This window comes from Bremerella cremea, from assembly GCF_039541315.1.
GTDB classification, from domain to species: domain Bacteria; phylum Planctomycetota; class Planctomycetia; order Pirellulales; family Pirellulaceae; genus Bremerella; species Bremerella cremea.
In genome coordinates this window covers 187,856-211,582 of the sequence record NZ_BAABFZ010000004.1, presented here as the reverse complement: position 1 = coordinate 211,582, position 23,727 = coordinate 187,856, and the positions used below count along the sequence as shown (strand labels likewise).

General features: G+C 56.7%; 23 protein-coding genes and 1 tRNA gene. 8 read left to right on the top strand and 16 right to left on the bottom strand.

Annotation, left to right across the window (positions count from 1 at the left end; genetic code table 11):
• Positions 1-4: 4 nt before the first annotated feature.
• The 4 genes from ABD890_RS15580 (at position 5) to ABD890_RS15565 (ending at position 4,119) form a co-directional block, all read left to right on the top strand.
• Positions 5-562 (top strand): flagellar export chaperone FliS, encoded by a 558-nt coding sequence (locus ABD890_RS15580; RefSeq protein ID WP_345091483.1) that lies wholly within the window; start codon positions 5-7, stop codon positions 560-562.
• A gap of 146 nt (positions 563-708) precedes the next feature.
• Entirely contained in the window at positions 709-1,572 is an 864-nt protein-coding gene (locus tag ABD890_RS15575) for an MqnA/MqnD/SBP family protein (protein ID WP_345091481.1), read from the top strand.
• 117 nt (positions 1,573-1,689) lie between these two features.
• Complete coding sequence (locus tag ABD890_RS15570) at positions 1,690-2,952, top strand: M20 metallopeptidase family protein (protein ID WP_345091474.1); 1,263 nt, start codon at positions 1,690-1,692, stop codon at positions 2,950-2,952.
• 15 nt (positions 2,953-2,967) lie between these two features.
• A complete protein-coding gene (locus ABD890_RS15565) occupies positions 2,968-4,119 on the top strand; it encodes a carboxylate-amine ligase (RefSeq protein ID WP_345091471.1) in 1,152 nt (383 codons plus the stop codon).
• A gap of 11 nt (positions 4,120-4,130) precedes the next feature.
• Here the strand turns inward: ABD890_RS15565 and ABD890_RS15560 are convergent, their stop codons facing one another.
• The 13 genes from ABD890_RS15560 to ABD890_RS15500 all read right to left on the bottom strand — a co-directional run bounded on the left by ABD890_RS15560 (position 4,131) and on the right by ABD890_RS15500 (position 17,706).
• Complete coding sequence (locus ABD890_RS15560) at positions 4,131-4,724, bottom strand: thioredoxin family protein (RefSeq protein ID WP_345091467.1); 594 nt, start codon at positions 4,722-4,724, stop codon at positions 4,131-4,133.
• Positions 4,725-4,830: 106 nt separating this feature from the next.
• The gene (locus ABD890_RS15555) at positions 4,831-5,613 is read right to left on the bottom strand and encodes a TatD family hydrolase (RefSeq protein WP_345091464.1); all 783 of its coding nucleotides are present in this window, start codon (positions 5,611-5,613) and stop codon (positions 4,831-4,833) included.
• A gap of 99 nt (positions 5,614-5,712) precedes the next feature.
• Positions 5,713-6,156 (bottom strand): hypothetical protein, encoded by a 444-nt coding sequence (locus ABD890_RS15550; protein ID WP_345091461.1) that lies wholly within the window; start codon positions 6,154-6,156, stop codon positions 5,713-5,715.
• A 22-nt stretch (positions 6,157-6,178) separates the two neighbouring features.
• Positions 6,179-7,906, bottom strand: a complete 1,728-nt coding sequence (locus tag ABD890_RS15545; RefSeq protein WP_345091459.1) for an NADH-quinone oxidoreductase subunit N — start codon at positions 7,904-7,906, stop codon at positions 6,179-6,181.
• Between the two features lie 17 nt (positions 7,907-7,923).
• Complete coding sequence (locus ABD890_RS15540; RefSeq protein ID WP_345091457.1) at positions 7,924-9,684, bottom strand: complex I subunit 4 family protein; 1,761 nt, start codon at positions 9,682-9,684, stop codon at positions 7,924-7,926.
• Positions 9,685-9,716: 32 nt separating this feature from the next.
• Entirely contained in the window at positions 9,717-12,176 is a 2,460-nt protein-coding gene (gene nuoL / locus ABD890_RS15535; RefSeq protein ID WP_345091454.1) for an NADH-quinone oxidoreductase subunit L, read from the bottom strand.
• Positions 12,176-12,511: an NADH-quinone oxidoreductase subunit NuoK gene (gene nuoK / locus ABD890_RS15530; protein WP_345091452.1), complete on the bottom strand. Its 336-nt coding sequence runs from the start codon at positions 12,509-12,511 to the stop codon at positions 12,176-12,178. The genes nuoL and nuoK overlap by 1 nt, the downstream gene beginning before the upstream one ends.
• Positions 12,508-13,233 (bottom strand): NADH-quinone oxidoreductase subunit J family protein, encoded by a 726-nt coding sequence (locus ABD890_RS15525; protein ID WP_345091449.1) that lies wholly within the window; start codon positions 13,231-13,233, stop codon positions 12,508-12,510. Before ABD890_RS15525 ends, nuoK begins: the two co-directional genes overlap by 4 nt.
• On the bottom strand, positions 13,230-14,465 hold the full coding sequence (gene nuoH, locus ABD890_RS15520; protein WP_345091446.1) for an NADH-quinone oxidoreductase subunit NuoH: 1,236 nt from the start codon (positions 14,463-14,465) through the stop codon (positions 13,230-13,232). Before nuoH ends, ABD890_RS15525 begins: the two co-directional genes overlap by 4 nt.
• A gap of 137 nt (positions 14,466-14,602) precedes the next feature.
• Entirely contained in the window at positions 14,603-15,808 is a 1,206-nt protein-coding gene (locus ABD890_RS15515) for an NADH-quinone oxidoreductase subunit D (protein WP_345091443.1), read from the bottom strand.
• Between the two features lie 20 nt (positions 15,809-15,828).
• A complete protein-coding gene (locus ABD890_RS15510; protein WP_345091441.1) occupies positions 15,829-16,362 on the bottom strand; it encodes an NADH-quinone oxidoreductase subunit C in 534 nt (177 codons plus the stop codon).
• A gap of 27 nt (positions 16,363-16,389) precedes the next feature.
• Positions 16,390-17,019 carry an NADH-quinone oxidoreductase subunit A gene (locus ABD890_RS15505; protein WP_345091438.1) on the bottom strand — a complete coding sequence of 210 codons (630 nt, stop codon included), beginning with the start codon at positions 17,017-17,019 and terminating at the stop codon, positions 16,390-16,392.
• 99 nt (positions 17,020-17,118) lie between these two features.
• The gene (locus ABD890_RS15500; protein WP_345091435.1) at positions 17,119-17,706 is read right to left on the bottom strand and encodes a NuoI/complex I 23 kDa subunit family protein; all 588 of its coding nucleotides are present in this window, start codon (positions 17,704-17,706) and stop codon (positions 17,119-17,121) included.
• Positions 17,707-18,171: 465 nt separating this feature from the next.
• Here ABD890_RS15500 and csrA point away from each other — a divergent pair, with 465 nt between their 5' ends.
• The 4 genes from csrA (at position 18,172) to ABD890_RS15480 (ending at position 20,444) form a co-directional block, all read left to right on the top strand.
• Positions 18,172-18,381: a carbon storage regulator CsrA gene (csrA, locus tag ABD890_RS15495; protein ID WP_345091432.1), complete on the top strand. Its 210-nt coding sequence runs from the start codon at positions 18,172-18,174 to the stop codon at positions 18,379-18,381.
• A gap of 196 nt (positions 18,382-18,577) precedes the next feature.
• A tRNA-Glu gene (locus ABD890_RS15490) sits at positions 18,578-18,650 on the top strand.
• 148 nt (positions 18,651-18,798) lie between these two features.
• Positions 18,799-19,842, top strand: coding sequence for a ferrochelatase (locus ABD890_RS15485; RefSeq protein WP_345091429.1), 1,044 nt, complete (start codon positions 18,799-18,801; stop codon positions 19,840-19,842).
• 8 nt (positions 19,843-19,850) lie between these two features.
• A complete protein-coding gene (locus ABD890_RS15480; RefSeq protein ID WP_345091426.1) occupies positions 19,851-20,444 on the top strand; it encodes a pyroglutamyl-peptidase I in 594 nt (197 codons plus the stop codon).
• On the opposite strand, the gene ABD890_RS15475 is transcribed toward ABD890_RS15480, so the two are convergent.
• The 3 genes from ABD890_RS15475 to ABD890_RS15465 all read right to left on the bottom strand — a co-directional run bounded on the left by ABD890_RS15475 (position 20,441) and on the right by ABD890_RS15465 (position 23,698).
• Positions 20,441-20,947, bottom strand: a complete 507-nt coding sequence (locus tag ABD890_RS15475; RefSeq protein ID WP_345091423.1) for a PH domain-containing protein — start codon at positions 20,945-20,947, stop codon at positions 20,441-20,443. The two genes, ABD890_RS15480 and ABD890_RS15475, sit on opposite strands and share 4 nt — an antisense overlap.
• A 53-nt stretch (positions 20,948-21,000) precedes the next feature.
• Positions 21,001-21,954 (bottom strand): flotillin-like protein FloA, encoded by a 954-nt coding sequence (floA, locus tag ABD890_RS15470; protein WP_373356648.1) that lies wholly within the window; start codon positions 21,952-21,954, stop codon positions 21,001-21,003.
• A 160-nt stretch (positions 21,955-22,114) separates the two neighbouring features.
• Positions 22,115-23,698: an aldehyde dehydrogenase family protein gene (locus ABD890_RS15465; protein ID WP_345091417.1), complete on the bottom strand. Its 1,584-nt coding sequence runs from the start codon at positions 23,696-23,698 to the stop codon at positions 22,115-22,117.
• Positions 23,699-23,727: the final 29 nt, after the last annotated feature.

Below are 23,727 nucleotides of genomic sequence, written 5' to 3'. Positions count from 1 at the left end.
GACCATGAGCTTTCACAGCGAATCGACCGACGGCTATCTTGAAACCGAAGTCCTCACGGCAACTCCTCAAAAACTGCAACTGATGATGATCAACGGAGCGATCCGTTTCGCTTATCAAGCGCAGCAGTTACATGAACAGAAGGAACCGGAAGAGGCTTGGGATCGACTGGCGCGTTGTCGCGAGATCATTGCTCAGATTCTCTGCAACATGAAGCCTGACGGCAGCGAGCTGCTGCGAAGGGTGGCGGGCATCTATTTGTTCCTGTTTCAGGAACTGAGCGACTTGCACGCGGCCAATGACTATTCGCGTCTGGAAGGGGTCCTGCGAGTTCTGAACGAAGAACGCGAGACCTGGGAAGAGCTTTGCCGCATCATGCCCGACGCTCCAGAGCGTCCGAGCGAGGCCGAACGTGAAATTACCTCGTCCGATGCGGAAGAAATTATGAGCTCGCTCGACGTCAAAGAAGAAGACGCACCGACGCGTCCGCAAAGCTCTTACGGCTACGATTCTGGCTCCGACTACTACTCTGGTGGTGGTAGCGGCATTTCGTTCGACGCCTAAAACGCCTGTTTCTCCAGGCTTGCCCCGGAAAAGGGGTGTTATTGGGGGGGAATCGCGGCGGTTCCCTGGTTGATGGAAAACGCTGATCCACGCAACAATGGATGGTTTCGCTTTCCAATTTCCACCCCAACCAGGGACTAAGAATCTTGGCCGAGAAACAACTGATCCGCGTCGGGCACAGCCCCGATCCGGACGACGCCTTCATGTTCTACGCAATGGCCTGCGACAAGATCGATACCGGCAAGTACCGGTTCGAGCATGAACTGGTCGATATCGAGACCCTCAATCGCCGTGCGTTCTCAGGCGAACTGGAACTGACCGCGATCAGCATCCATGCTTACGCTCACCTGCACGACAAATACGCCATCTGCGCTTGTGGTGCCAGCATGGGGGACAACTATGGCCCCATGGTGATCGCCAAGCAGCAGTTCACTCAGGACGAACTGAAGACCAAGACGATCGCCGTTCCTGGCACGCTCACCTCGGCGTTCCTGGCCTTGCGGATGTACCTCGGCCAAGAGTTCGAGCACGTCGTCGTTCCTTTCGACGAAATCATCGACGTCACCGAAGCAGGCGAATACCAAGGCAAGCAGATCGACGCCGGTCTGATCATCCACGAAGGTCAGTTGACCTACGAACGCCAAGACTGCCAGTTGATCGTCGACCTGGGCGTCTGGTGGCACGATCGTACCGATGGCTTGCCATTGCCACTGGGTGCCAACGGTATCCGCAAGGATCTCGGTCCTGAAGTGATCAAAGACGTCACGCGTCTGCTGAAGGAAAGCATCGTTTACGGCCTGGAACATCGTCAGCCAGCCCTCGAATATGCTTTGCAGTTCGGTCGCGGTCTCGACAACCAGTTGGCCGACAAATTTGTTGGCATGTATGTCAACGACTGGACGATCGACTTCGGCGACAAGGGCCGTGAATCGGTCACCCGCTTCCTGAAGGAAGGCTACGAACTGGGTGCCATTCCGGAATTGATCACGCCAGAGTTCGTCGACGGCTAAACCGCCCGTTAGAGCGGGACCGGCTTCCAAGCCAAATTGGTAATGAACGGTACTCCAATTGCATGGTAGGATTGGAGTACCGTCGTCCGCCGATTTTGTAAGGAAAGTCCCCGCAGCATGACAGCCTGGCAATCGCGACTTAGTGCGGAGATCGACCAGCTTGGCGATCATCTCATCGAATTCCGTCGCAATCTCCATCGCAACCCTGAGGTCTCGGGCGAAGAGTTCCAGACCAGCCTGTTGCTCTATCAGGTTCTAGGTGACCTGGGTCTTTCGGTTCGCATGGGTCCCGATGGCAGAGGCGTCATCGCCGACCTCGATACATTCGACGGCGAAGGCAGCACCGCCATTGCGCTGCGTGCCGACATCGACGCTCTGCGAATCCACGACAGCAAGTCGGTCGACTACTGCAGCCAAGTCGATGGCGTGATGCACGCGTGCGGTCACGATGCCCATACCACGCTGGTGCTAGGTGCCGCTCAAGCTCTTCAGGCAATGGCCAAGAAGGATGAACTTCCCTGGCCGATTCGCACCCGCTTCATCTTTCAACCGGCCGAAGAAACTTGCGTCGGAGCCAAGGCGATGATTAAAGCCGGGGCACTGGAAGATGTCTCGACGATCTTCGCGACCCATATGGAACCGGGCCTTCCGTTTGGCAAGGTTGGTTTTCGCAAGGGCGAACTCACGGCCAGTTGCGAAGAGATCCGTATTCGCATTCATGGTTCCAGCGGCCATGGCGCTCGGCCTTACGAAGCCAACGATCCGATCGCTGCCGCCGCGCAGCTTGTTAACACCATCTACCTGACGCTTCCGCGCGTGACCAACACACACGAAGCAGTCGTGGTTAGTTTCGGCCAGATCCATGGCGGCTCGAGCCCCAACGTCATCCCGGAAACGGTCGAGCTGCAAGGTACGCTTCGCACCTTGCTTCCCCAGACCCGGCTCGAAACGATCAATCACATCCACCGTATCGCCGACGGCATCTCGATGGCGACACAAACCAAGATGGAAGTCAGCTTCGAACTCGGTACCGATGCGGTGCGGAACGACTCGAACGTGATCGATCTGCTGAAAGAGACCTGTGTCGAAATCACCGGCATGCCTGGCGTGCACGAAGTTCCGCGAGCCAGCATGGGCGGCGAAGACTTTGCGTTTTACCTGGATCACATCCCAGGGGCAATGCTCCGGCTCGGCTGTGCAACGCCGGGGTCGGATACATGGCCCATGCTCCACAGCACGCGATTTGACATCGACGAACGCGTGCTTCCCTTCGGAGCGAACCTGTTGGCCCGTAGCGCGGTCGCTTGCTTTGAGCCAGGTTCGCGTTGGAGCCAACAACTGCTGCAGCCTCGAACGACTACTCATCCCGATTCGACCTAAGGCGAGGACGACCCCATGTCGAAAATCGAATTTCGCGCCAACCACTACCCCACACTCGGCGTCGAATTAGAACTGGGCGTGATCGACAGCCAGACCATGGAGCTTCGCTCGGCTGTGCAAAACATTCTGGCCGAGTTGCCGGAAGACCTTCGCACGCAGTACAAGCCCGAGCTGATGCAGTGCTGCCTGGAAATCAATACCGGCATCTGTCAGACCGTCGCTGAAGCAGAGGACGACTTGTCCGCCAAGATCAAGCGGATCGAAGGAGTGATGGACAAGCTGGGCGTTCAACTTTGGTGGGCTGCCACGCATCCGTTCTCGCTGTGGAAAGATCAAAACGTCACCGAGAACCAGCGTTACCTCGATCTGCTCGAGCTGCTGCAAGAGATGGCTCGCCGTCTGGTTACCCAAGGCCTGCACGTTCATGTCGGGGTAGAGTCAGGCGATAAAGCGGTGATGCTGTGCGAGCGTATTTTACAGTACGTGCCGCTGCTCCTTTCGCTTTCAGGATCCAGCCCCTTTTGGGAAGGTCGCGACACAGGCCTCTCTTCGCACCGAAGCAAGATCATGGAAGGCTTGCCGACCGCTGGCATTCCGACATTAATGCGAAACTGGAGCGAATACGTCTGGATCGTGAATCACATGGTCGATACCGGTTTCATCAACACGATTCGCGAGATCTGGTGGGACGTTCGCCCGCATCATAACTTCGGCACTGTCGAGATTCGCATCTGTGATATGCCTGGCAGCCTGGAAGATGTCATGGCGTTGACCGCGATGACCCAGTGCTTGATCGTGCATCTCTCGCGAGAGATCGACGAAGGGGCCTATCAATACGATTGCCATCCGATGATGGTCCGCCAGAACAAATGGCGAGCAGCGCGGTTCGGCACGTCGGCCCGGCTGGTGAACTCGTACTCGTTTGAAGTCGAGACCGTTCCGCAGATGACGCGGCGTCTGGTCGAAACGCTTTCGCCGCTCGCCAAACGGTTGCAGTGCCTCGATCAGCTTGAGCACTGCAATGTGATTGCCAATCGGCCGAGTTGGGCAGACCAGCAGCGAAAGCTTCTCCAAGAAACAGGATCAGCGGCCGAGATGGTCCGCATCCTTTCTGAAGGTGCTCGACTATCCAAGGCCGCTGGTTCCGCGGAATCGGCAGCAAATTAGTTCGCCAGGAACTAAGCGGTACCGGCTGGATTGAAGTAGGAAGGTTCCTTCCCAGCAATCCACTTGATGTTACAGCCGATGCTTGGCATCTGTGGTTCTGGCACTGGTTCACCAGCGGCGACCGCCTGAACAGCCTTACGCAGATCGTCGCCGGTCACAGGCACGTCGTTCCCAGGACGGCTGGCGTCGAACTGACCGCGATAAGCCAGCTTCTGATCTTTATCGAAGACATAAAAGTCTGGCGTGCAGGCAGCTTTGTAGGCCTGAGCAACGCTTTGATCTTCATCGTACAGGTAAGGGAACGTGTAGCCACGGTTTTCAGCTTCGTGCACCATTTGTTCTGGCGAGTCGTCCGGATAGTTGGCGACATCGTTCGAGCTGATGCCAACCACGGCAACGCCATTGGCCTGACACTCGCGACCGAACTCGGCCAGGGCTGGTGCCAGATGCTTGACGAACGGGCAGTGATTGCACATGAAGATCACGACCAATGCCTTGGCGTCGGCAAAGTCGGAAAGCGAGACCGTCTTCGAGTCGACATTCAACAGCGAGAAGTCGGGGGCCTGCGTTCCCAAGGGAAGCATGGTGCTTGCGGTCTTAACCATCAGAAATTCTTCCTGGGGGTATTGGGTGCAAAAAATCAGGTGTGCGTTACCGGTATTCTACCGTAGGGGGCTCACCTCTCAACCGAGGCCAGCCAAGTTCCGCTGACTACGCCTCGGCAATTCCAAACAGTTTCTTCGCATTAGCCGTGGTTTGCTGAGCCATCTCTGCAGGATCGAGTCCCCGTTCATACGCCAGGCAACTTCCCGTATGCACCACTAACGCCGGTTCGTTGGGCCTTTGCTTGCGACAAGGCTCTGGGCTGAGGTATGGGCAATCGGTTTCCACCAGCAATCGCTCGGCCGGAATGGTCTTGGCCACATCACGCAGAACCTGGTTGCTCTTGAAGGTGAGCATGCCTGCGAAACTGATATGCATGCCACAGTCGACACCTAGTTCGGCCAGCTTGGCATCGCCGGTGTAACTGTGAAGAATCCCGTTGAGTGGACCGTCCGCCTTCGAGGCTTCCAGCCAATCGACAATGTCTTGCTCGCACTCACGCATGTGAATGATCAGCGGCTTCCCATACTGCCGCGACTTTTCGACGTGCCAATCCAAGTATTCTCTTTGCAGATCGAACGGAGCAAAGTCCCAATAACGATCGAGCCCGGTCTCGCCGATCGCCACCACCTTGGGATGCGACATCAGCTCTTCAACCTTTTCGCGATCGCCAGGCTGCGCCTCGGCACTGTGGTTGGGATGGATCCCGACCGACGCATAGATCTGCGGATACTTCTCCGCCAGTTCGATACAGGTCCGGCTGTCTTCCAGCGTCGTCCCCACCGCTACGATCGTTTTGACATCGGCCTGGGCCGCACGATCGAGCACATCGTCAATTTGCGAAAGGATCGCTTCTTCAAACAAATGGGCGTGGGTATCAAACCATTCCACAATAAGAACTCACTAAGACGACCAGAAAAACAGAACCGCTGCCGTTCATCGTAGCGTTCCGGCCGCTGTCGCAAAACGGCCCCTAGGTAGAAGCACCCGCTACGATGCAGAGCGGCTCGACGAGCTCTTCGTCAGTTCGGCTAGATTTTGCAGATGCCCCTTCGCCATGCCAATCGCCAGATTAACCAGTCGCGTCGCGGTACTTTCGCGATCGAGCCAGGTCGCGATGTCTTCCAGCGAATGAAGGAGCCGCCGTTCGAACCGCGTGACCTCTCCTAGCACGAAGTCGAGCGACAAATCGTTTAGCGAGGTGTACTCCATCGGAAAATCGCCCAGGGAAACCGGGCGATCGGCCGTTTCGAGTACCTCCAACACACGTTCGACCACATCGTGATGATCGGCGGCGATGTCTTCGATCACATGGGCATTCGCTTCGCCCCCGAGCGCGACCCACGGCCGGGCATACGCCAGGTAGGTTGGCAACGAACGATGGTGCAGCGCGGCGACTCGGTTGAGTAGCTCCATCTGTTTCCAAGTTAACATTCGCGGCGACTCCTTTGATTCATCACGAAATCAAACCGCGAACGGCGGCCTGGATCCAGACATTCAGCGAATCCCAGCCGACAATCAACAGCAGCACTGGTGCCGTCACGCACCACAAGTACCCAAGCTGTAAGATCCCTGGCGAGCGATGCATCGGTGCGGTCTCTTCATCGACAGGATCGATGGTCATCACCTTTACGACTCGCAAGTAGTAGAACAAGCTGATCGCCGTGTTCACGCAGCCCACCGCTAACAAGATGGCAAGATAGGTTTCGCCGGTTGCCAGGTAGCCGCGCGCGACCCCTGCGAAAACAGCGAACTTACCAACGAAGCCTGCCAACGGCGGCAAACCGACCAGGCTCACCAGCAAGATCGTCATACAGATCGCGATCGATTGATTCCGATAGATCATCCCGGCATAGTCGCGGATCTCTTCGCTGCCGGTGCAGTCGCGAACGTATGCCACGACCGCAAACGCACCGAGGTTCATCAGCAGATAGACGGCGATATACAGTGCGAGATAGCCAGCACACTCTCCGGCCGCCGCAACATCCTTGGATGCCAACGCCAGGATCGGTGGAACGGCCATCATCATGTAACCAGCATGGGCGATCGTGGAATAGGCGAGCAGCCGTTTGATATTGGTTTGAGCGAAGGCAGCCAGGTTGCCGAACGTGCACGTCACGGCTGCCATGATGGCAATGATCAGCCCGAGGAACGTTTGCACCGGCTGAAGCGACTTGGTCTCACTCGTGACTTCCGCGGCTTCTTCCACCGCCGGTTGTTTCTCATCCGCTACGTTGAACAGCGCCGCTTTCGCCTCGCCATGGGTGTTAGCAGCCAAGGGGAGGGGAGCACTCTCGACACAGCCCAGGCCAACCGCGACGCGAATCAACAACGCGAGTGCCGCCGCCTTCGATGCCACCGACAAGAAGGCACCCACTTCTGCCGTGGCCCCTTCAAAGACGTCTGGGCACCACTGATGGAACGGCACAGCCGACAGCTTGAAGGCCAGTCCGACAAGGATCATCAACGACGCCATCACCAGGATCGTGATCTCGGCACCAGTCATCCCTGCGGCCGACATCTCGGAAAGCTTCATCGCCATCGTTGGGATGTGGGCCGAATTCAGCACGCCACACAGAAGGCTAATCCCATAGAGCATGACCCCAGCGGCGGCTGCCCCGTACACGGCATATTTCAGCGCGGCTTCCGATCCCTTTCGATCGACGCGGCGAATCGCGACCATCGCGTACGATGGAACCGAGGCCATTTCAATCGCCAGAAACACCATCAAAACGTGGTTGGCCGAAACCATCAAACACATCCCCACGGTTGCCCCCAGGACAAGCGTGGTGAAGTCGGGACTGTCTTGCGAACGATGCGCCGACGTCAACTTCGTCAGCACAAAGAAGAGCAGCAGGAACACGATCATCAGCGTCTTGATCACCACGCCGAATCCATCGTAGACCAACATGCCGGTAAACAGTTCGACACGTGGCAGATTGCCAATGGCAACCATCTGAGCTGGCTGCTGCGAGATATCCCAAGGAGCGAGCGGCGAAAGAACGACCAACGCCGCCAGGCTTCCCAGCAACGCGATCCAGGTCGAATCGATTCGCTCGGTAAAGTGGAACATCCGCGCGAGCAGAATCACCACGATCGTCGCGCAAAGGACCAACTCTGCCCCAAAGCCAATCAGGCTGGTCAGTGTGTCGGTCGTCAGATGATTCACAAGGGTGAAAAACATATTGGCAGGCCGCGTGTCTACGGCTGGTTCGCGGCAACGTCTTGGTCGGCTTCGGCTTGCTGAGCCCGAAGCTGGGGAAGCTTGACCTGTTCGGTCCACTCGGTCAAATCAGCCACTTGCTGATCGACGGTCTTATCCAAGTAGCGGAACATGAGCGAAGGAAATACCCCCAGCACCACCGCCAATACGCACAAGGGAAGGGCGATGAGGGTCTCGCGCCAGGTGATCTCGGTTAGGGCCTCGGGATGAGGGCCTTTGTATTCGGGGCCAAGGTAGACCCGCTGGATCGCCCACAAAATGTAAGCTGCCGTCAGGATCACCACCGCGGCAGAGATCACCGCCAGCGTTCCACTGAGCTTCCAGACCGAAAGCACCACGAACGCTTCGCCGATGAAACCACACAGCCCTGGTAAGCCCAAACCTGCAAAGAACAGCAGCATAGCCATCGCCGTGTAAATCGGCATCTTGCCATACAATCCGCCGAATTGATTCAGGTCGCGATGATGCACGCGATCGTAGATCACTCCGACCATGAAGAACATGCCCGCCGAGCTGATGCCATGGCCAATCATTTGGAAGAGGGCACCTTTGACACCCATACTCCAGGAGATCGGATCGAAGACGTTGCCTGCGGTTGCACTCCACACGCCGAGCCCCAGCACGACGTAGCCCATATGGCTCACCGAACTGTAAGCCACCATCCGCTTGAAGTCTTTCTGAGCCAATGCGGCGAAGGCTCCGTAGACCATGCTGAACACACCGACCGAACAGACCACCCACACCAGGTCGTAGCCTGCGTCGGGGCAAATCGGATAGCAGATTCGCACGATGCCATAGCCCCCCATCTTCAGCAGCACACCAGCCAGGATCATCGAAATCGGCGTGGGGGCTTCGACGTGAGCATCAGGCAACCAGGTATGCAGCGGCACACTGGGCACCTTGATCGCAAAGCCAATGAACAGCAGCAAAAACGCCCACCACTGTATCGATTTGCCCCACAGCAGTGCTTGATCGAAGACTTCCGAATGCTGCCCTAATTGCTGCAACGCCAGAATATTGAACGTGTGGACCGGATACTCGCTGGCGTCGATCCTCGTCTTGAAAGCTTCCGGCGAAAGACGTTCGCCTGCGTCGTCCCATGCGGCAACGTGTGCTGCCGCCAACTGAGGAGCGGAAAGCTGTCGCAGATCGCTGTTGAAGTACAGCATCAATAGGGCGATCAGCATCAGCACGCTACCAAACAGCGTGTACAAAAAGAACTTGATCGCCGCGTATTCCTTGCGTGGTCCGCCCCAGACACCGATCAGGAAGTACATCGGCAAGAGCATGACTTCCCAGAAAATGTAGAACAGGAAGAAGTCGAGCGACATGAAGACGCCCATCATCCCGGCCAGCAGCAGCAAATACAGCACGCAGTAGCTCTTCACATGCTTGTCGATCGTCCAGCTTGCTCCCATCGCCAGAAACGCGATCAGAGCAGTCAGCAGCAACAGAGGAAAACTGATGCCATCGATCCCCAGGAAGAACTGAATATCGAACGATGGAATCCAGGCCACCTGGATGACGTCTTGAATGTTGGCGGTATCGGTCTGGAAGCTAAGGACGCTACTCCCTGGCAAGGCGATATACAGCGTTGGCAACAGAACCAGCAGCGTGACGGCAAGCGTGAACCAGCGCAGCAGCGACTTATTCTCTGCAGGCAGGAACAACAGCGCGATCGCTCCCACCACGGGAGTGAAGATCAGCGAAATCACGATTAAAAATGCCACGTTATCCATGCGATCGCCTCGAAGGCATCCAGGTCGGCTCGCTATCGAGCCAGCGAATAAGTCCAAAAACTCAGCAGCACAAACAAGGCCACCGTACTCACCACAATCAACATCACATATTGCCGCAGGCCACCGGTTTGCAGCCCTCGCATTCGGTCGCCCAGTCGCCAGGTTTGCAGCGAGCACCAGTTCACCAGGCCATCGATCCCGCGGCGATCAAGCCACGTATCGGAAAGCCGAGCAATGCGAACCATCAGCCAGGCCAGGCAATCAAGGAACGCATCGATCACGCGTCGATCGAACATGGCGATACATGACGCGATCGCCAACGTTCCTTTGACGAAGACGGCCTGATAGATCTCGTCGAAGAACCACTTTCCGACCAGCAAGCGATAAATCGGATTGAACGTGCGACGAACGTCTTCCGGGTCGAGCGACTTCCACAGGTAAAACACCGACGCCAACAGAATCCCGCCAATCGCCGCACCGAAGGCAATCAGTCCGACAGGACCTTTAACTTCCGGAGCATGGCCTTTGGATTCTTCCGGCATCGTCACGTTCAGATAAACGCCCGGCATGTCTTGCCAGATGCCTGCCGGCCGAGCCTCTTCCACCGATGAAGCCAACGTCGGCAAGCCAACCCAACCATAAATGGGCCAAGCCACCACAACCGCCAGGATCGCCAGCAACACCAACGGCACCACCATCACGCGTGGCGATTCGTGGGCATGCTCGAACTTCTTGGCTGAACGAGGCTCGCCCGCGAACGTGAGGTACCACATGCGGAACATATAGAACGCCGTCAACGTTGCCCCGCCAGCCGCAGCCGCAAAGAATACATTTCCCCAAGCCGGATTCATCATGCGGAACGCATAGATCTGCTCGAGAATCGCGTCTTTTGAGTAGTAACCACTCAAGCCGATAGACAGGCCAAATATCGAAGGCAAACCAATCCCGGCAATCGCCAGACAGCCGATCAACATCGTATAGGCGGTCCAAGGCATCTTGCGGAGCAGCCCGCCCATCTGCGGCATCTCGTTGGTATGGACCGCGTGGATCACCGAGCCCGAGCAAAGAAACAGCAGACTCTTGAAACACGCGTGCGTTACGAGGTGCATAACGCCTGCCGCCCAGCCACCAACGCCCAGTGCCAACATCATGTAGCCAAGCTGGCTGACCGTCGAATAGGCCAGCACTCGTTTGATGTCGGTTGCGACCATGGCGATCGTCGCGCCCAGGAACAGGGTGATACAGCCGACCACCGCGATCGTCAGCAGCACTTCTGGCAGGAAGATCGGATACGAGCGGGCAACCAGGAACACACCGGCCGCGACCATCGTTGCCGAGTGCACCAATGCCGATACCGGCGTGGGACCTTCCATAGCATCGGGCAACCAGACATGCAGTGGAAATTGAGCACTCTTGCCGACACAGCCGCAGAAGATGCCGATACCGGCGATAATTAATAGCGTGTAGCCATAGCGAGTCGTGTCCCCTTCGGTGGTTCCATTGCGCCAGGCTGGAATCGCCGCTGCCACCTCTTTGCTGAGTTGTTCGCGCGAAAGGGGTTCGCTGGCGGTCAGGGCCAATTCTTCAATTCGTGAGGCAGCCGACAACTGGACCATGCCATCGGGAACCTGAAGCTGATACGCGTTCTTCTCGCTACGGACTTGCTGGAAGACGCCTGGCGAGTCAGCCGAGAGTTCGCCGTAGTTAAACGTCCCGAGGCTCGCCCATAAGGTCATCAAGCCAATCAGCATGCCGAAGTCGCCGACACGATTGACGATGAACGCTTTGTTGGCCGCGGTCGAGGCGGACTGGCGTTCGACGTAGAAGCCAATCAGGAACCACGAGCAGAGCCCGACCAGTTCCCAGAAGACAAACGTCATCAGGAAGTTGCCTGAAATTACCAACCCCAGCATGCTGAAGCAGAACAGAGACAACGCTTGGAAGAAACGAGCGAATCGCCCAGGTCGTTCAACCGAATCACCGTTGGCCAGCAATGCTTCGTGATCGACGACGTCATGCAACTCGTCGTGCATGTAGCCGGTCGAATAGAAGTGGATGCAGGTCGCGATGAACGTCACCAGGCAGAACATCACGATCGTCAGGGCATCGATGTAATAGTTGATCGTGACCTCGGCACCAGCAAACCGGGCCAGCGTGTAGCCTTCTCCTACCAGCACCGGCGGCACTTCGTGCGGAATGCCGTGATGCTCGTCGGTCGCGTGCGCTTCGGCGGCATGGGCATCTTCGTGCCCGGCGTCCTCTGTCTCGGCCACATGATGGACTGCACCCGGCGGATTGGCAGAGAACCAAACGGCTGCCGAGAAAAACGAAAGTACGGTCGACGCCAGGATGGCAATCGTGGCCACCGCCGCGGCTCCCTTGCCACGACGACCAAGCTGCATGGCGAACAATAGGATCACGCAGAACGAAACCAACGGGAGCAATACCGCGGCTGCCAGAAGGCTCGGAAGGTACGGGAGAAAGACTTCCATCAACCCTTCAGTTCGTTGGCACGATCGACATCGATCGTGGCGTGGTTATTGTAAAAGTTCAAGGCAATCGCCAGTGCCACCGCAGCTTCGGCGGCGGCCAGCACGATCACGAACAGGGCGATCATGTGGCCATCGAGCCCGAGATTCTCGTCACGAAAATAAGGACTCGCAAATCCGACGAAATTCAGGATCGCTCCGTTGAGAACCAGTTCAATCCCCATCAAGATCCCCAGAGCGTTCCGCTTGGTGGCCATACAAACGATGCCGGTCACAAACAAAAACGCCCCGACTGCCAGGTAATGCGAAAGTCCGATCGGTTCGCACAGAAAGCTCATCGTGTAGCTCCTCCTGCGTGATGCCGTTTGGCTCGAGCCAGAAAGGCGGCTCCAACCAGCACCACCAGCAAGTGAATGGAAACGATCTCGAACGGCAGCAGGTAACCAGCCAGGCCTTTTTCATCGGGCCGCGTTCCTTGATCGGCCCGAACGCCGACTAGTGCCAAACCAATTTCGCCGGTTCGCTGCGGCATGCCATCGGTCGCCAAGATTTCCAAGCGAGCAAGTTCGTCACGCTGTGGCTGCGTAATCTCTTGGCCCTCGGTGAGCTGTTGTTCGAGCTTATCGACGTAGGTTGCCAGGTTCATATCGGCCTTGGCCTGGTAATCGGAGCTTTGCCACTGCGGGACTAGAAAAGCCAACTGCACCAGAATCGCTAACAGCGTTCCGCCCACCAGCAAACCGAGGATCCAGTCGCCCCCTTTGGTCTGCATGGTGATAAACGCTTTTTGCGCTGTCAGCATCACGCCAAAGATCAACAGCACGACGGTGCCGCCAACGTAGATCATTAACTGCATCGCCCCGACAAAGTAAGCCCCAGCGAGGAACAGCAATCCACTGGCAGCCGCCAAACAAACGATCAGGGCGAAGGCCATCCGAACGATGTTATTGGTGGTGGCAACCAAAACGGCAAAGCCACACGCGACCAGTGCCGTGACATAGAAGATGACGGTATGCCAGTTGATCGAGGCTTCGGTAGCGGCGGCAAGCAGGCCGATCATTCGACGCCTCCTTCCTGGCTCGTGGCGATCTTCTGCTCGATCATTTCGATGCGCCGGTCAGCCCGACGATCGCCTTCATCCAACCATTCTTCTCGCACCAAAGAACGATCTTGTGCAGGGACCAGGTCGTTCAAAAACGGAACGCCCAAGGCAGTCCAGAACATCACGCCCAGCAGACAAACCGCGGCAATCGGCACGCAGTATTTCAAGCACATGGTGATCACCTGGTCGACTCGCAAACGAGGAAACGTCCAGCGAATCCACATCATCGCGATCACGCCGACCGATGCTTTGATCAGAATGTTCAACACGCCAGCCACGTTGGCGAAGGTGGTGAACCACCAGCAGTTCCCGAAGTAGTTCGGGTACGCATCCATCATGCTGCTGAAGACCGGTATCGGTCCGTTCCATCCGCCAAAGAACAAAATGGCGGCGAGGATCGAAACCAGAATCATCGAGCCATATTCGGCCATGAAGAACAAGCTCCACCGCATCCCGGAATACTCCGTCAGGAAGCCAGCGACCAGTTCGCTTTCCGCTTCCGCCAAGTCAAACGGAGCGCGATTCACACTAGCCACGGCGCAGGTGAAGTAGACCCAAAAGACGACAAAAATGAATGGATCGTGGAAGATCAACCAGTTGGTGAACCAACCACGCTGCTGATCGCCAATCGCCACCAGATCCATCGTGCCGCAAATCATCAGCGGAACAACAACGCAGATCCCGAGGGGAACTTCGTAGCTAACGACCTGGGCTGCTTGTCGCATCGCTCCGAAGAGCGACCACTTCGATCCCGACGAATAGCCTGCCAGGATGACGCCGAACACTTCCAGTCCGAGCACTGCGATTAAAAAGAACAGGCCGATATTCAACGGCAACGCCACCCAGCCCGACGCAAAGGGGAGGGCCATGAACGCGGCGAAGCTGGCAGCAAACGATACGTAAGGAGCGATCCGGAAGAGAATTGGATCGGCATCTTTTGGCATCAGGTCTTCTTTGGAAAGAAGCTTGATCCCATCGGCCAGCGACTGCAGCCAACCGAAAGCACCGCCAGTTCGGGTTGGCCCCAAGCGGTCTTGAATTCGCCCAGAGACCTTTCGTTCGGCCCAGATGAAAACGAACGCACCCAGCGCGATCACGTTGACCAGCAAAAAGGCTTGGACGAACGCAGCCAAGGTGTACCCCAGGAAATCCCATCCTGAGGGAAGCCAGCCTGCGAAGTACTCACCCACGTGTGCGCGTCCCTTGTGCGTTGTAAATACCGGAAAAACACCCTGTTTTTCCGGCCTTTATAATACTGGTCCACGCCTGCGACGTGAACTACTCGAAAGCCAATCTTGCCGGTTTCAACCCGGTAATCACGACCGACTCAGCGGTCGATCTCTCCCATCACAATATCGAGCGAACCAACGATCGCCGGAATGTCGGCAATCAGGCAGTTGCGACAAAGCTCTTCAACAACCGACAAGTTGCTGAAACAACTGCTACGGGCTCGAGCGCGACGCGGAATCGAATCGCCCCCGTCGGCTACCACGTAGAAACCCATCTGCCCGCGAGGCGCTTCGGTCTCTAAATAGGCCTCCCCTGCAGGCAACTTGGTGTTCAACTTGATGGGCGTTCCCCAATCGCCACTCGCCTTTTCATAGAAGTCCATGGCCTGGCGGATCAGCTTGATCGCCTGAATGACTTCCAGCATGCGAACATAAAACCGGTGCCAACAGTCGCCAAGAATTGCTTCGTCCGGCACGGCCGGGTAGACCTGGTCTTTAGGGTAACTGCCATTCTTCTGGACGATGACCTCGAAGTCGTAACCTTCGTACATCGCCTTGTAGCGAGGATCGCCGTCGCGACGCAAATCGTGATCGATACCCGAGCCACGAATTACAGGGCCGCTACACCCATAGGCAATGGCCATCTCTGCTGGCATCAAACCAATGCCTGCGGTCCGCTTGATGAAGATCGCGTTGGTCGTCAGCAGCGTGTGATAGTCTGGAATCTGCGGCTCGAACTGATCGAGAAAGGTCCGACACTTGCCAATCCAATCGGAAGGAAGGTCGGCCGTTACGCCGCCAGGGGTGATATAGCTGTAAGTAAGCCGGGCCCCGCACACCCATTCGAGCAGATCGAGGATCTTCTCGCGTTCGCGGAATGCGTACAGAAACGGACTGAACGTTCCCAAGTCGAGGCCGTACGTTCCCATGCCAACCAGGTGACTGGCAATCCGGTTCAACTCAGAAATCATGACGCGGGTATGTCGAACCTTGTCAGGCAGGTCGTAGTTCAGCAGCTTTTCGACTGCGAGCGCCCAACCGAGGTTCATGTTCATCCCGGCGAGGTAGTCCATTCGATCGGTATAGGGAATGAACTGCCGCGGCGTCAGGTTCTCGCCGATCTTCTCGGCACAGCGATGCAAATAGCCAATATGCGGAACCGCTTCAGAAACGACCTCGCCATCGGTCCGTAGCACCAGACGCAGCACACCATGGGTGCTCGGATGCTGCGGTCCCATGTTGACCAGCATCTCGTCGGTGCGAACGTCGAGTTCGACAATCTCTGTGGGGTTCGAGTTGCTCATTCGCGGTTGGCTTTCTGTACCTAGCGTCCTCGGATGCCGTGGTACTCAAGCGGCATGACATAGTCTTTTCGCAGCGGATGCCCGACCCAGTCTTCCGGGCACAAAATGCGTCGCAGATTCGGATGGCCGACAAAGTAAACGCCTGACAAGTCGTACACTTCACGCTCGTGCCAATCGGCCGCGATCCACACGGACGAAACCGATGCCAGTTCAGGGATCTCCCCTTCGACGCCATCTTTCCAACGCGGCAGCATCACCTTGATAACGCCACTGGTTTTACGCTGAACGCTGGTCAAGTGATAAACGACTTCCAGGTGTGGCTGCCACGAAGTTTTGGCCGCCTTCTTCGGATCGGTCTCGCAGTAGTCGACCACGCAGATCGAGTTCAGGCAATCGAACGCGACCGACGGCTCGTCTTTCAAATAGCGACAAACCTCGACCAGGCCTTCCGGCGCAATCTCGATCCAGGGGTCGATGCTCTGAAGAGAGGCACCTGCGATCTTGTCGCCAAAACGCTCGCGCAATTTCTGTAGCAGCGACTCGTCGATCACCATAACTGAACGTTTTCTTTCGAGGTTGAATTACGGAGTGGAGGTGGTCTGAGGGGATCGCCGCCAGGAACTAGACGCATCGGCCGGCTGCTTCGAATGCCCCGCCGTGGAGCGAACCCAGTCGAGGTCACCTCGCTTCCAGACATAAGCGAAGCCAACCATCAGCACCGCGAAGAACAACATCATGTCCGCCACGCAGGTCCAGACCAGCTTCGAGGCCGCGGCCTTAACTTCCTCGCCCTGGGCCTCCGGATCGGCGGCCGCCAACAGATTTTGTTCGTCGACGGGCAAACCAAGTTCAGTCACCAGGCCTTCAAACCCAGGCCCAATCATCCGCTGGCCGTCGTCCATCTGCACGATCGCAGGCACATCCGGACTGGCCAACTGGGTTGCCTTACCAAAGACCACCGCCCATGGAAAGAAGAAGGCCACTTCGACGTCGAAGATAATGAACAGCAGGGCGACAACGTAAAACCGCAGGTCGAACTGCACGAAACTGGAACCAATCGTTGGCTCGCCACATTCGTAGATCTCGAGCTTCTCTTCGTGCGGGTCCTTCGGTCGCAGAAAGCTACCTAGAAGAAGGTTCGCCAACACGAAGCCAAACCCGACTGCCGTAAACAGCAGTAAATAGGCGACGATCGTGGTTGGAAAACTCATAGGTCCGCAAGCTCAAGCTAAACATGTCCGTCAAATTCGGCATTATCGGTCGAGCCCTCATTTAAGAGGTCAGCCGCCAACCATGCAACGGGCCTTCCATTACCCTTCAGGGCTGGCTGGGCCACCATGAACCGGGCTGATCACCGCTTTTGATTCGGCGACCGCCGTTGGGTTGAGCGTGGCCCGGCCCCAAGCGACATCGATTGGCAGTCGCGAAAAATCGACCAGGGCACCATCTCGACTGTAGGAACTCAGATCGAGCGTTCCCCCCATAAAGATGCAGTCGACCGGGCAAGGCTCGACACACAAAGCACAGAACATGCACTTGGTGTAATCAATCGTGAAATGGGTGAGCTGAAAACCCTTGCCGTTCTCGACACGTTCCTTGCCTATATAAATACAGTCAACCGGGCACGCTTTCGCGCACTGGTCGCAGGCAATGCAGGTCGTGACATCGAAGCGATGAAACCCACGATAGCGGGGAGCCACCTGGGCGGGGAGCTCAGGATATTCGAAATGCTCAGTAAACGTCTTGCGATTCGGATCGTAGGTCGACTTCCAAACCTTCAGAGTCACCCAGAGCCCCTGGGCCACCGTAACTACGGCTCGAATCAGGTTTTTCCACCACTGAACCATGGCCACCTTCCGTGCGGAACGACGCTCTCCGCTTGGGACCGAACGTCGCATGCGATCCCCTTAAAGCAGTATGAAAATCCATTAACGGCAATTTGGCTCGTTATGGCAAGTGATCCCTGGCAAACAATTAGAAAACCAAGTGACCAAATGGAGGGGCACTAACCCACTACAACAGGAGCTTTAGACAAGCCAGGAGGGCAAGGCAAATGCTCCCGTTTTTTCGGCACATTCCTCGCCAAGCGTATCAGATTTCGCTAAAGTCCGAGATTTGCTTGCTTGACGCGGCTAATTTAGCGCGTAGAGTGAAGTGAGAGTTTCCTCGCGCACAACAGGCTGTTCTTGTTGCGTTGGGGAGATTTTCGAGGATGTCGCTGTTAATCGTCAGGTGCGACTGAACCTTTTGATTTCTGCTCAAGTCTAACGAAGGCACCAAGAAGGTTCAAGCATTCGACAAGGCAGTGCCGCCAAAATTATGAGAGAGTATTTCCCCCTTGGCGGTTGCGTGGAGAGCATAACATGCTGGTACTATCGAGGAAGAAGAACGAAAGCATTGTAATCAACAATGACATCACTATTGTCGTTGTCGAGATCCGTGGCGATAAGGTCCGCCTCGGGGTTGAAGCCCCCAAGGAAGTGCCGGTTCACCGTCGCGAAGTTTACGATGCGATCAAGCGAAACGAAAACGGTCAAGCTTCGGACGCTTCGGCGAATATGGAATCCGAATAGTCGCGATCCTGCTGTTTCGTACCTGAACTCAACCTGATTCAACTGAATTCGCACGCCTCTGCCGTATTCTGTTGCGGTCGTGAATTTCGAAGGTTGTTGTCGCCTGTTCCGGGTCGGAATAATTTTTTGCGTAGATCGCCCCGTCCCCCGTTGCAGACGCTTCCGACCTCTCGTATACTTAAGCCCTTCAACAAACGGCCCCATCGTCTAGTGGTCTAGGACACCGGCCTTTCACGCCGGTAACACGGGTTCGAACCCCGTTGGGGTCACTTCCAACAAAAGCCTTTCGCAACTTGCGAAAGGCTTTTTTTATGCATGCACTCAAACCACCCTCGTGGTGACCTCGAGTTGAAAACGAGCCGTCGTTGCGGGTAACCTCGAGTTATCCCAACTGCCTAGCCTCTAAAGCCAAGCGACATGCAACAACCAACCTTCGATGCTCTGCTGGTACTTTCGTTCGGTGGCCCAGAAAAGCCGGACGATGTGATCCCGTTCCTCGAGAACGTACTTCGCGGCCGCAACGTTCCTCGCGAACGAATGCTGGAAGTCGCCGAGCACTACTATCACTTTGGCGGCAAAAGCCCGATCAACGATCAGAACCGCGAACTTATCGCCGCCCTGACCGAAGAACTGGCCCAGCATCAGATCGACTTGCCGATCTATTGGGGCAATCGGAACTGGCACCCACTGCTGGCCGATACCATGCAGAAGATGCACGACGACGGGCATCGCCGCGTGCTTGTTTTTGTCACGTCGATCTTCAGCTCGTACTCCGGCTGCCGCCAATATCGCGAAGACATCCAAAAAGCCCAGGCTCAACTCGGCCTGGAAGAGATGGTCTTCGCCAAGATTCGTACCTTCTATAATCATCCAGAATTCATCGCCACGATGGCCGATCGCGTTCGCGATGCCATTGCCGAGCTTCCTAGGGAAGGTGCGGACCAGCGTAAAGTGCTCTTCACCGCACATAGCATCCCCAATGGCATGGCAGAAAACTGTGCCTATGAAAAGCAATTGCAAGAGAGCTCGCGTCTCATTGCGGAAGCGGTCGGCGTCGAAGACTGGGCCCTGGTCTATCAAAGCCGCAGCGGCCCCCCTCAACAGCCTTGGCTGGAACCGGACGTCTGCGATGCCATTCAGGAAATCGCAGACCAGAAATCGGCTTCGCAATTGGTCATCGTGCCGGTTGGATTCGTTTCGGATCACATGGAAGTCATTTACGACCTCGATGACGAAGCGGCCAAGCTCGCTGCGGAACTCAACTTGCCGATGGCCCGGGCGAAGACGGCCGGCGTGCACCCGACCTTCATCAAAATGATTCGCCAATTGGTCGAAGAACGTCTCGGACTAACTATCGAAAAGCCAGCCATCGGCGAATATGGTCCGTCACACGATGTCTGCCCCGGCGATTGCTGCCGCTACGAACCACGTCGCCCTGGTCCACCGCAACCAACTTCCTAGAACTAGCGATGCATCGAATCCTGATCACCGCCTTCGAGCCGTTCCTGCAATATCCAACCAATGCATCGCAGCAGATTCTGTCGCACTGGCTGGAAGATCATCCTGGCTCAGACCGCTCGACCTTTGTCACCGAGATCCTCCCGGTCGAGTACGTTCGCACGGAACCGCGACTGCTAGAACTGCACAACCAGTCGTTCGACTTCGCCTTGCACCTGGGGCAAGCGCCGCGGATCGATCGTTTCAACCTGGAAATGATCGCGCTGAACGTGAAGAGCGATCCAACAATCGATATCAGTCCTTTAAATCCCGAAGGCCCGGCCGCGTATGCCTCGGCGCTGCCGCTGCAGCAGTGGAGTGGCGATCTGACCGAACGCGAAATCCCGGCGACCGTCAGTTTTCATGCCGGCACCTATCTGTGCAACGCGACTTACTTCTGGTCGACCGAAGCGCAGCTTCGCCGTGGCAAAACCGATCGTAGTCTGTTCGTCCACGTGCCGTTAATTGATATGGAATCGGAGAATCCGGACGAAGCCATTCGACTAGGCTCGAAGATGCTCACGCGGCTAACGCGATTGATTGAAGATCACCTCGACGCCGCTTAACCGGCGGCTGCCTGGCGTTCGCGAATTTCTTTGAACCCGCGATAGGTCATCATTGCCTTCTGGCAAGAAGCGCGAAACGCCTTCGGATAGGGAACGCCTGCCAGGCGAAAGACTTCTTCATCCTTCAGGAAGAAGATCAGATCGGCCGAACGAAACCAGGCCTGCCCCGGCTGCTCGTCAATTTCCATTCGATCGAACTCATCGAGAGCGATCTGCCGCTCGACTACGCCGCTGACACCACGCTCGACATTGATATGCCGATTGGTGATCCGATAGCGGGTACCGACCACCGGCAACACATTCCACAGATAAAGTGGTATCGCCACGGGAATCGACGCGAGAACCATCAGATTCCCGACGTTGAAAACGGGAATGCCTGTTTTGATTTCGTAGAGTCGCCCGAGGAACTGGCCCCAGGAAGTTGCCGAAACCGATGGCCAAACGATTAGCGCCGTCGACTCGTTTTCAGAACTTAGAGTAAGCCCGGGAATGGCTTGTTTCATGGTGGTCATCCCGCTTCACGGATGGGGAAGCGGGCACTCGCGAAAAAGGAAAACTAATTCGAACCATTCTCGGCAGAGGCATGCATCTTGCCATTTCGGAAAGCCTCGGCCATGGCCTTGGGAACTTCCGCTTCGGCAAAGACAAGCTTCGCTCGGTTCAGCGCGACCTTGGCTTTGTTTTCCTGCTCGGATGCAATGGCCTCGGCACGACGCTGCTCGGCCTTGGCTCGGGCAACACGCGTATCAGCTTCAGCCTGATCGTTCTGCAAGCGGGCCCCCACGTTCTCGCCGACGTCGATGTCGGCAATGTCGATGGAAACAATCACGTAGGCGGTGTGATCGTCGAGGCCACGCGAGATCACCGCGCGGGTAATCACGTCGGGATTTTCCAGCACGTGCGTATGATGCTCTGAAGATCCGATCGCGGAAATAATACTTTCACCGACGCGAGCGATCACGGTCTCTTCGGTCGCTCCGCCGATCAACTGGTCGAGCGACGTTCGCACGGTCACCTTGGCTCGCACTCGCAGTTCGACACCATTCTTAGCGATGGCACTCAGCGTGCTCTTGCCGCTGCGGCGAGGGTCAGGGCAGTCGATCACTTTCGGCAACACGCTTGTCCTGACGGCGTCGACCACGTCACGCCCTGCCAGATCGATCGCGGCGGCTCGGTCGAAGTCGAGGTCGATCTCAGCACGCTGAGCGGCGATGATGGCGTGGATCACGTTCATCACGTTGCCCCCGGCCAGGTAATGGGCCTCGAGGCGTTTGGTACTAATACCGCTTCGCCGATCGATGTCGAGCCCAGATTGCTTGGCCATGATCTTCGCCTTCACAATCAGGCGGCTGTTGACCTGGCGCAGGCTCATGCCAACAAGACTCCACAGCGAGACGTCGGCACTCGACATCCATGCCTGGAACCACAACTGCCCGTAGTTCAATACGATAATCAAAAAGATGAAGCCAAAGACGGCTGCCATGAAGATGGCAACGCCATAGACATACATCCATTTGTCTTCGCCGAGCTGAGCAAGCAACAACAGTGAGTCAATCATGGGGGAGATCCCGGCTGCGGTTCGATGCACGAAAGGGACTTAGCGATCCGTCAATTCCCACAATGATAGCCGATTGCCAGAGCAGACTCCAGCAATCGGACTACGATCAGGCCTAAGCCAGGTTTTCGGTCGTCCAGACTCCGTCCACCAGACGCCAGGTGCTGCCAGTTGGGTTTTCGTTTTGAAGCTCTCGTGGCAAACGGCTCGGGCGGACGTTATCGAAAGACTGAAGCATGGCGAAACGATGGATCGACGCCGGAATCCCCACGGCAGTGAAGCCAGGGTGGCCGGTCGCTGGAAATGGACCGCCATGATTCATCGCCGCACTCACGGCAACGCCGGTCGGCATCTTGTCGTCGATCAAACGCCCCACCTTCACCCGCAGATGAAGGGCCACCAGGTCGTACGCAGGGTCATCACTGCCAGCGGTATCCGAGTAGATCGTGCCGGTCAGGTTCCCTTCCAGCGAATCGATCACCGCACAAACTTCGTTCAGATTAGCCGCTTTGACGATCAACGAGCTATTGCCAAAAGCTTCGGTCTGGAATGCTTCCGGATTGGCGAGAAACTTCTCGGCAGAAGTCGACAGCAACGTATTCGGACAGGTATAGCCCTGGGACGAACCTTCGCCGCTGCCACTCGCTTCGACGTCGGCACCGGCGTCGATCAGCAGTTTCAGATTCTGCGTCAGATTGGCTTCCACGCCTTTGTCGAGCAGCGTTCCGCTCGGAGCACCCGCGAAGCCTGCCTTCACGGTGTCCACGAACTTTGCCGACTTGTCATCGTCCAGCAAGATCACCAGCCCTGGGTTTGTGCAGAACTGGCCAGCCGCCATCAAGCAGCTTGTTTGAAATTCCGTTGCCAGTGCTTCGCCACGTTCGGCCAAAGCACCCGGCAGGATCACGACAGGATTGATGCTCGACAGTTCCAGGTAGATCGGCTTGCCAACCTTGTCCGCGGCTTCCTTCAATTTCAAGCCAGCGCCCTTGCTGCCAGTGAAACCGATTGCTCCGAGGCGTGGGTCCGCGACAAACTTCAAGCCGTCTTCATTCGGCATGTGATAGATCAACTGAACCGCTGCCGGCGGCAGTCCGCTATCCTGAACCGCTTGAAACGCGAGCTTGGTCAGTTCACGCGTGGTGCCTGGCTGGGCAGGATTTGCCTTCACGATCACCGGGTTGCCAGCCGCGATGGCCGCCGCAAAGTCACCACCAGCGGCACCGCTGAAAGCGAGCGGAAAGTTGTTCGGGCCAAAGACCGCGACGGGACCGATACCGGCGTAGTACGATCGAATTCCAGCCTTGCTATCGATCGTGGCCATGCGCCAGCTACCTTCCACGGCAGCCGCAGCAGCCAGGCGAAGCTGGTTGATGGTTCGCGGCATTTCGACATCGAGCAGACGAGGCGAGACGGGCAAACCACTTTCCTGGTTGGCCAGTTCGCACAACGCTTGCTTGTTTTCGTCTAGCAGTTCGGCGAAGCGATTGAGGAACAAGCCGAGCTTCTCGACCGCCATCTGTCGCATCTCTTGAAATGCGACCGCTGCCGCTGCCAGGGCTTCATCGACATCGGCCCAAGTGCTTACCGGATATTGAGCCGGCAAGGGCTGCTTCAAGGCTGGGTTGTCCGCGTGAAACGTCCCATCGTGGTTTGCTTCGCGCCATTGTCCGCCAATAAGAACCTGTTCAACCGCCATGAATTCGAAAACCTTTCGCCAATACTAAC

Coding starts and splice junctions, on each gene's coding strand:
- ABD890_RS15580 (WP_345091483.1), top strand. CDS start 5: ATGAGCTTTCACAGCGAATCGACCGACGGCTATCTTGAAACCGAAGTC.
- ABD890_RS15570 (WP_345091474.1), top strand. CDS start 1,690: ATGACAGCCTGGCAATCGCGACTTAGTGCGGAGATCGACCAGCTTGGC.
- ABD890_RS15565 (WP_345091471.1), top strand. CDS start 2,968: ATGTCGAAAATCGAATTTCGCGCCAACCACTACCCCACACTCGGCGTC.
- ABD890_RS15560 (WP_345091467.1), bottom strand. CDS start 4,724: ATGGTTAAGACCGCAAGCACCATGCTTCCCTTGGGAACGCAGGCCCCC.
- ABD890_RS15550 (WP_345091461.1), bottom strand. CDS start 6,156: ATGTTAACTTGGAAACAGATGGAGCTACTCAACCGAGTCGCCGCGCTG.
- ABD890_RS15545 (WP_345091459.1), bottom strand. CDS start 7,906: ATGTTTTTCACCCTTGTGAATCATCTGACGACCGACACACTGACCAGC.
- ABD890_RS15540 (WP_345091457.1), bottom strand. CDS start 9,684: ATGGATAACGTGGCATTTTTAATCGTGATTTCGCTGATCTTCACTCCC.
- nuoL (WP_345091454.1), bottom strand. CDS start 12,176: ATGGAAGTCTTTCTCCCGTACCTTCCGAGCCTTCTGGCAGCCGCGGTA.
- nuoK (WP_345091452.1), bottom strand. CDS start 12,511: ATGAGCTTTCTGTGCGAACCGATCGGACTTTCGCATTACCTGGCAGTC.
- ABD890_RS15525 (WP_345091449.1), bottom strand. CDS start 13,233: ATGATCGGCCTGCTTGCCGCCGCTACCGAAGCCTCGATCAACTGGCAT.
- ABD890_RS15515 (WP_345091443.1), bottom strand. CDS start 15,808: ATGAGCAACTCGAACCCCACAGAGATTGTCGAACTCGACGTTCGCACC.
- ABD890_RS15510 (WP_345091441.1), bottom strand. CDS start 16,362: ATGGTGATCGACGAGTCGCTGCTACAGAAATTGCGCGAGCGTTTTGGC.
- ABD890_RS15505 (WP_345091438.1), bottom strand. CDS start 17,019: ATGAGTTTTCCAACCACGATCGTCGCCTATTTACTGCTGTTTACGGCA.
- ABD890_RS15500 (WP_345091435.1), bottom strand. CDS start 17,706: ATGCGACGTTCGGTCCCAAGCGGAGAGCGTCGTTCCGCACGGAAGGTG.
- csrA (WP_345091432.1), top strand. CDS start 18,172: ATGCTGGTACTATCGAGGAAGAAGAACGAAAGCATTGTAATCAACAAT.
- ABD890_RS15485 (WP_345091429.1), top strand. CDS start 18,799: ATGCAACAACCAACCTTCGATGCTCTGCTGGTACTTTCGTTCGGTGGC.
- ABD890_RS15480 (WP_345091426.1), top strand. CDS start 19,851: ATGCATCGAATCCTGATCACCGCCTTCGAGCCGTTCCTGCAATATCCA.
- ABD890_RS15475 (WP_345091423.1), bottom strand. CDS start 20,947: ATGAAACAAGCCATTCCCGGGCTTACTCTAAGTTCTGAAAACGAGTCG.
- floA (WP_373356648.1), bottom strand. CDS start 21,954: ATGTATGTCTATGGCGTTGCCATCTTCATGGCAGCCGTCTTTGGCTTC.
- ABD890_RS15465 (WP_345091417.1), bottom strand. CDS start 23,698: ATGGCGGTTGAACAGGTTCTTATTGGCGGACAATGGCGCGAAGCAAAC.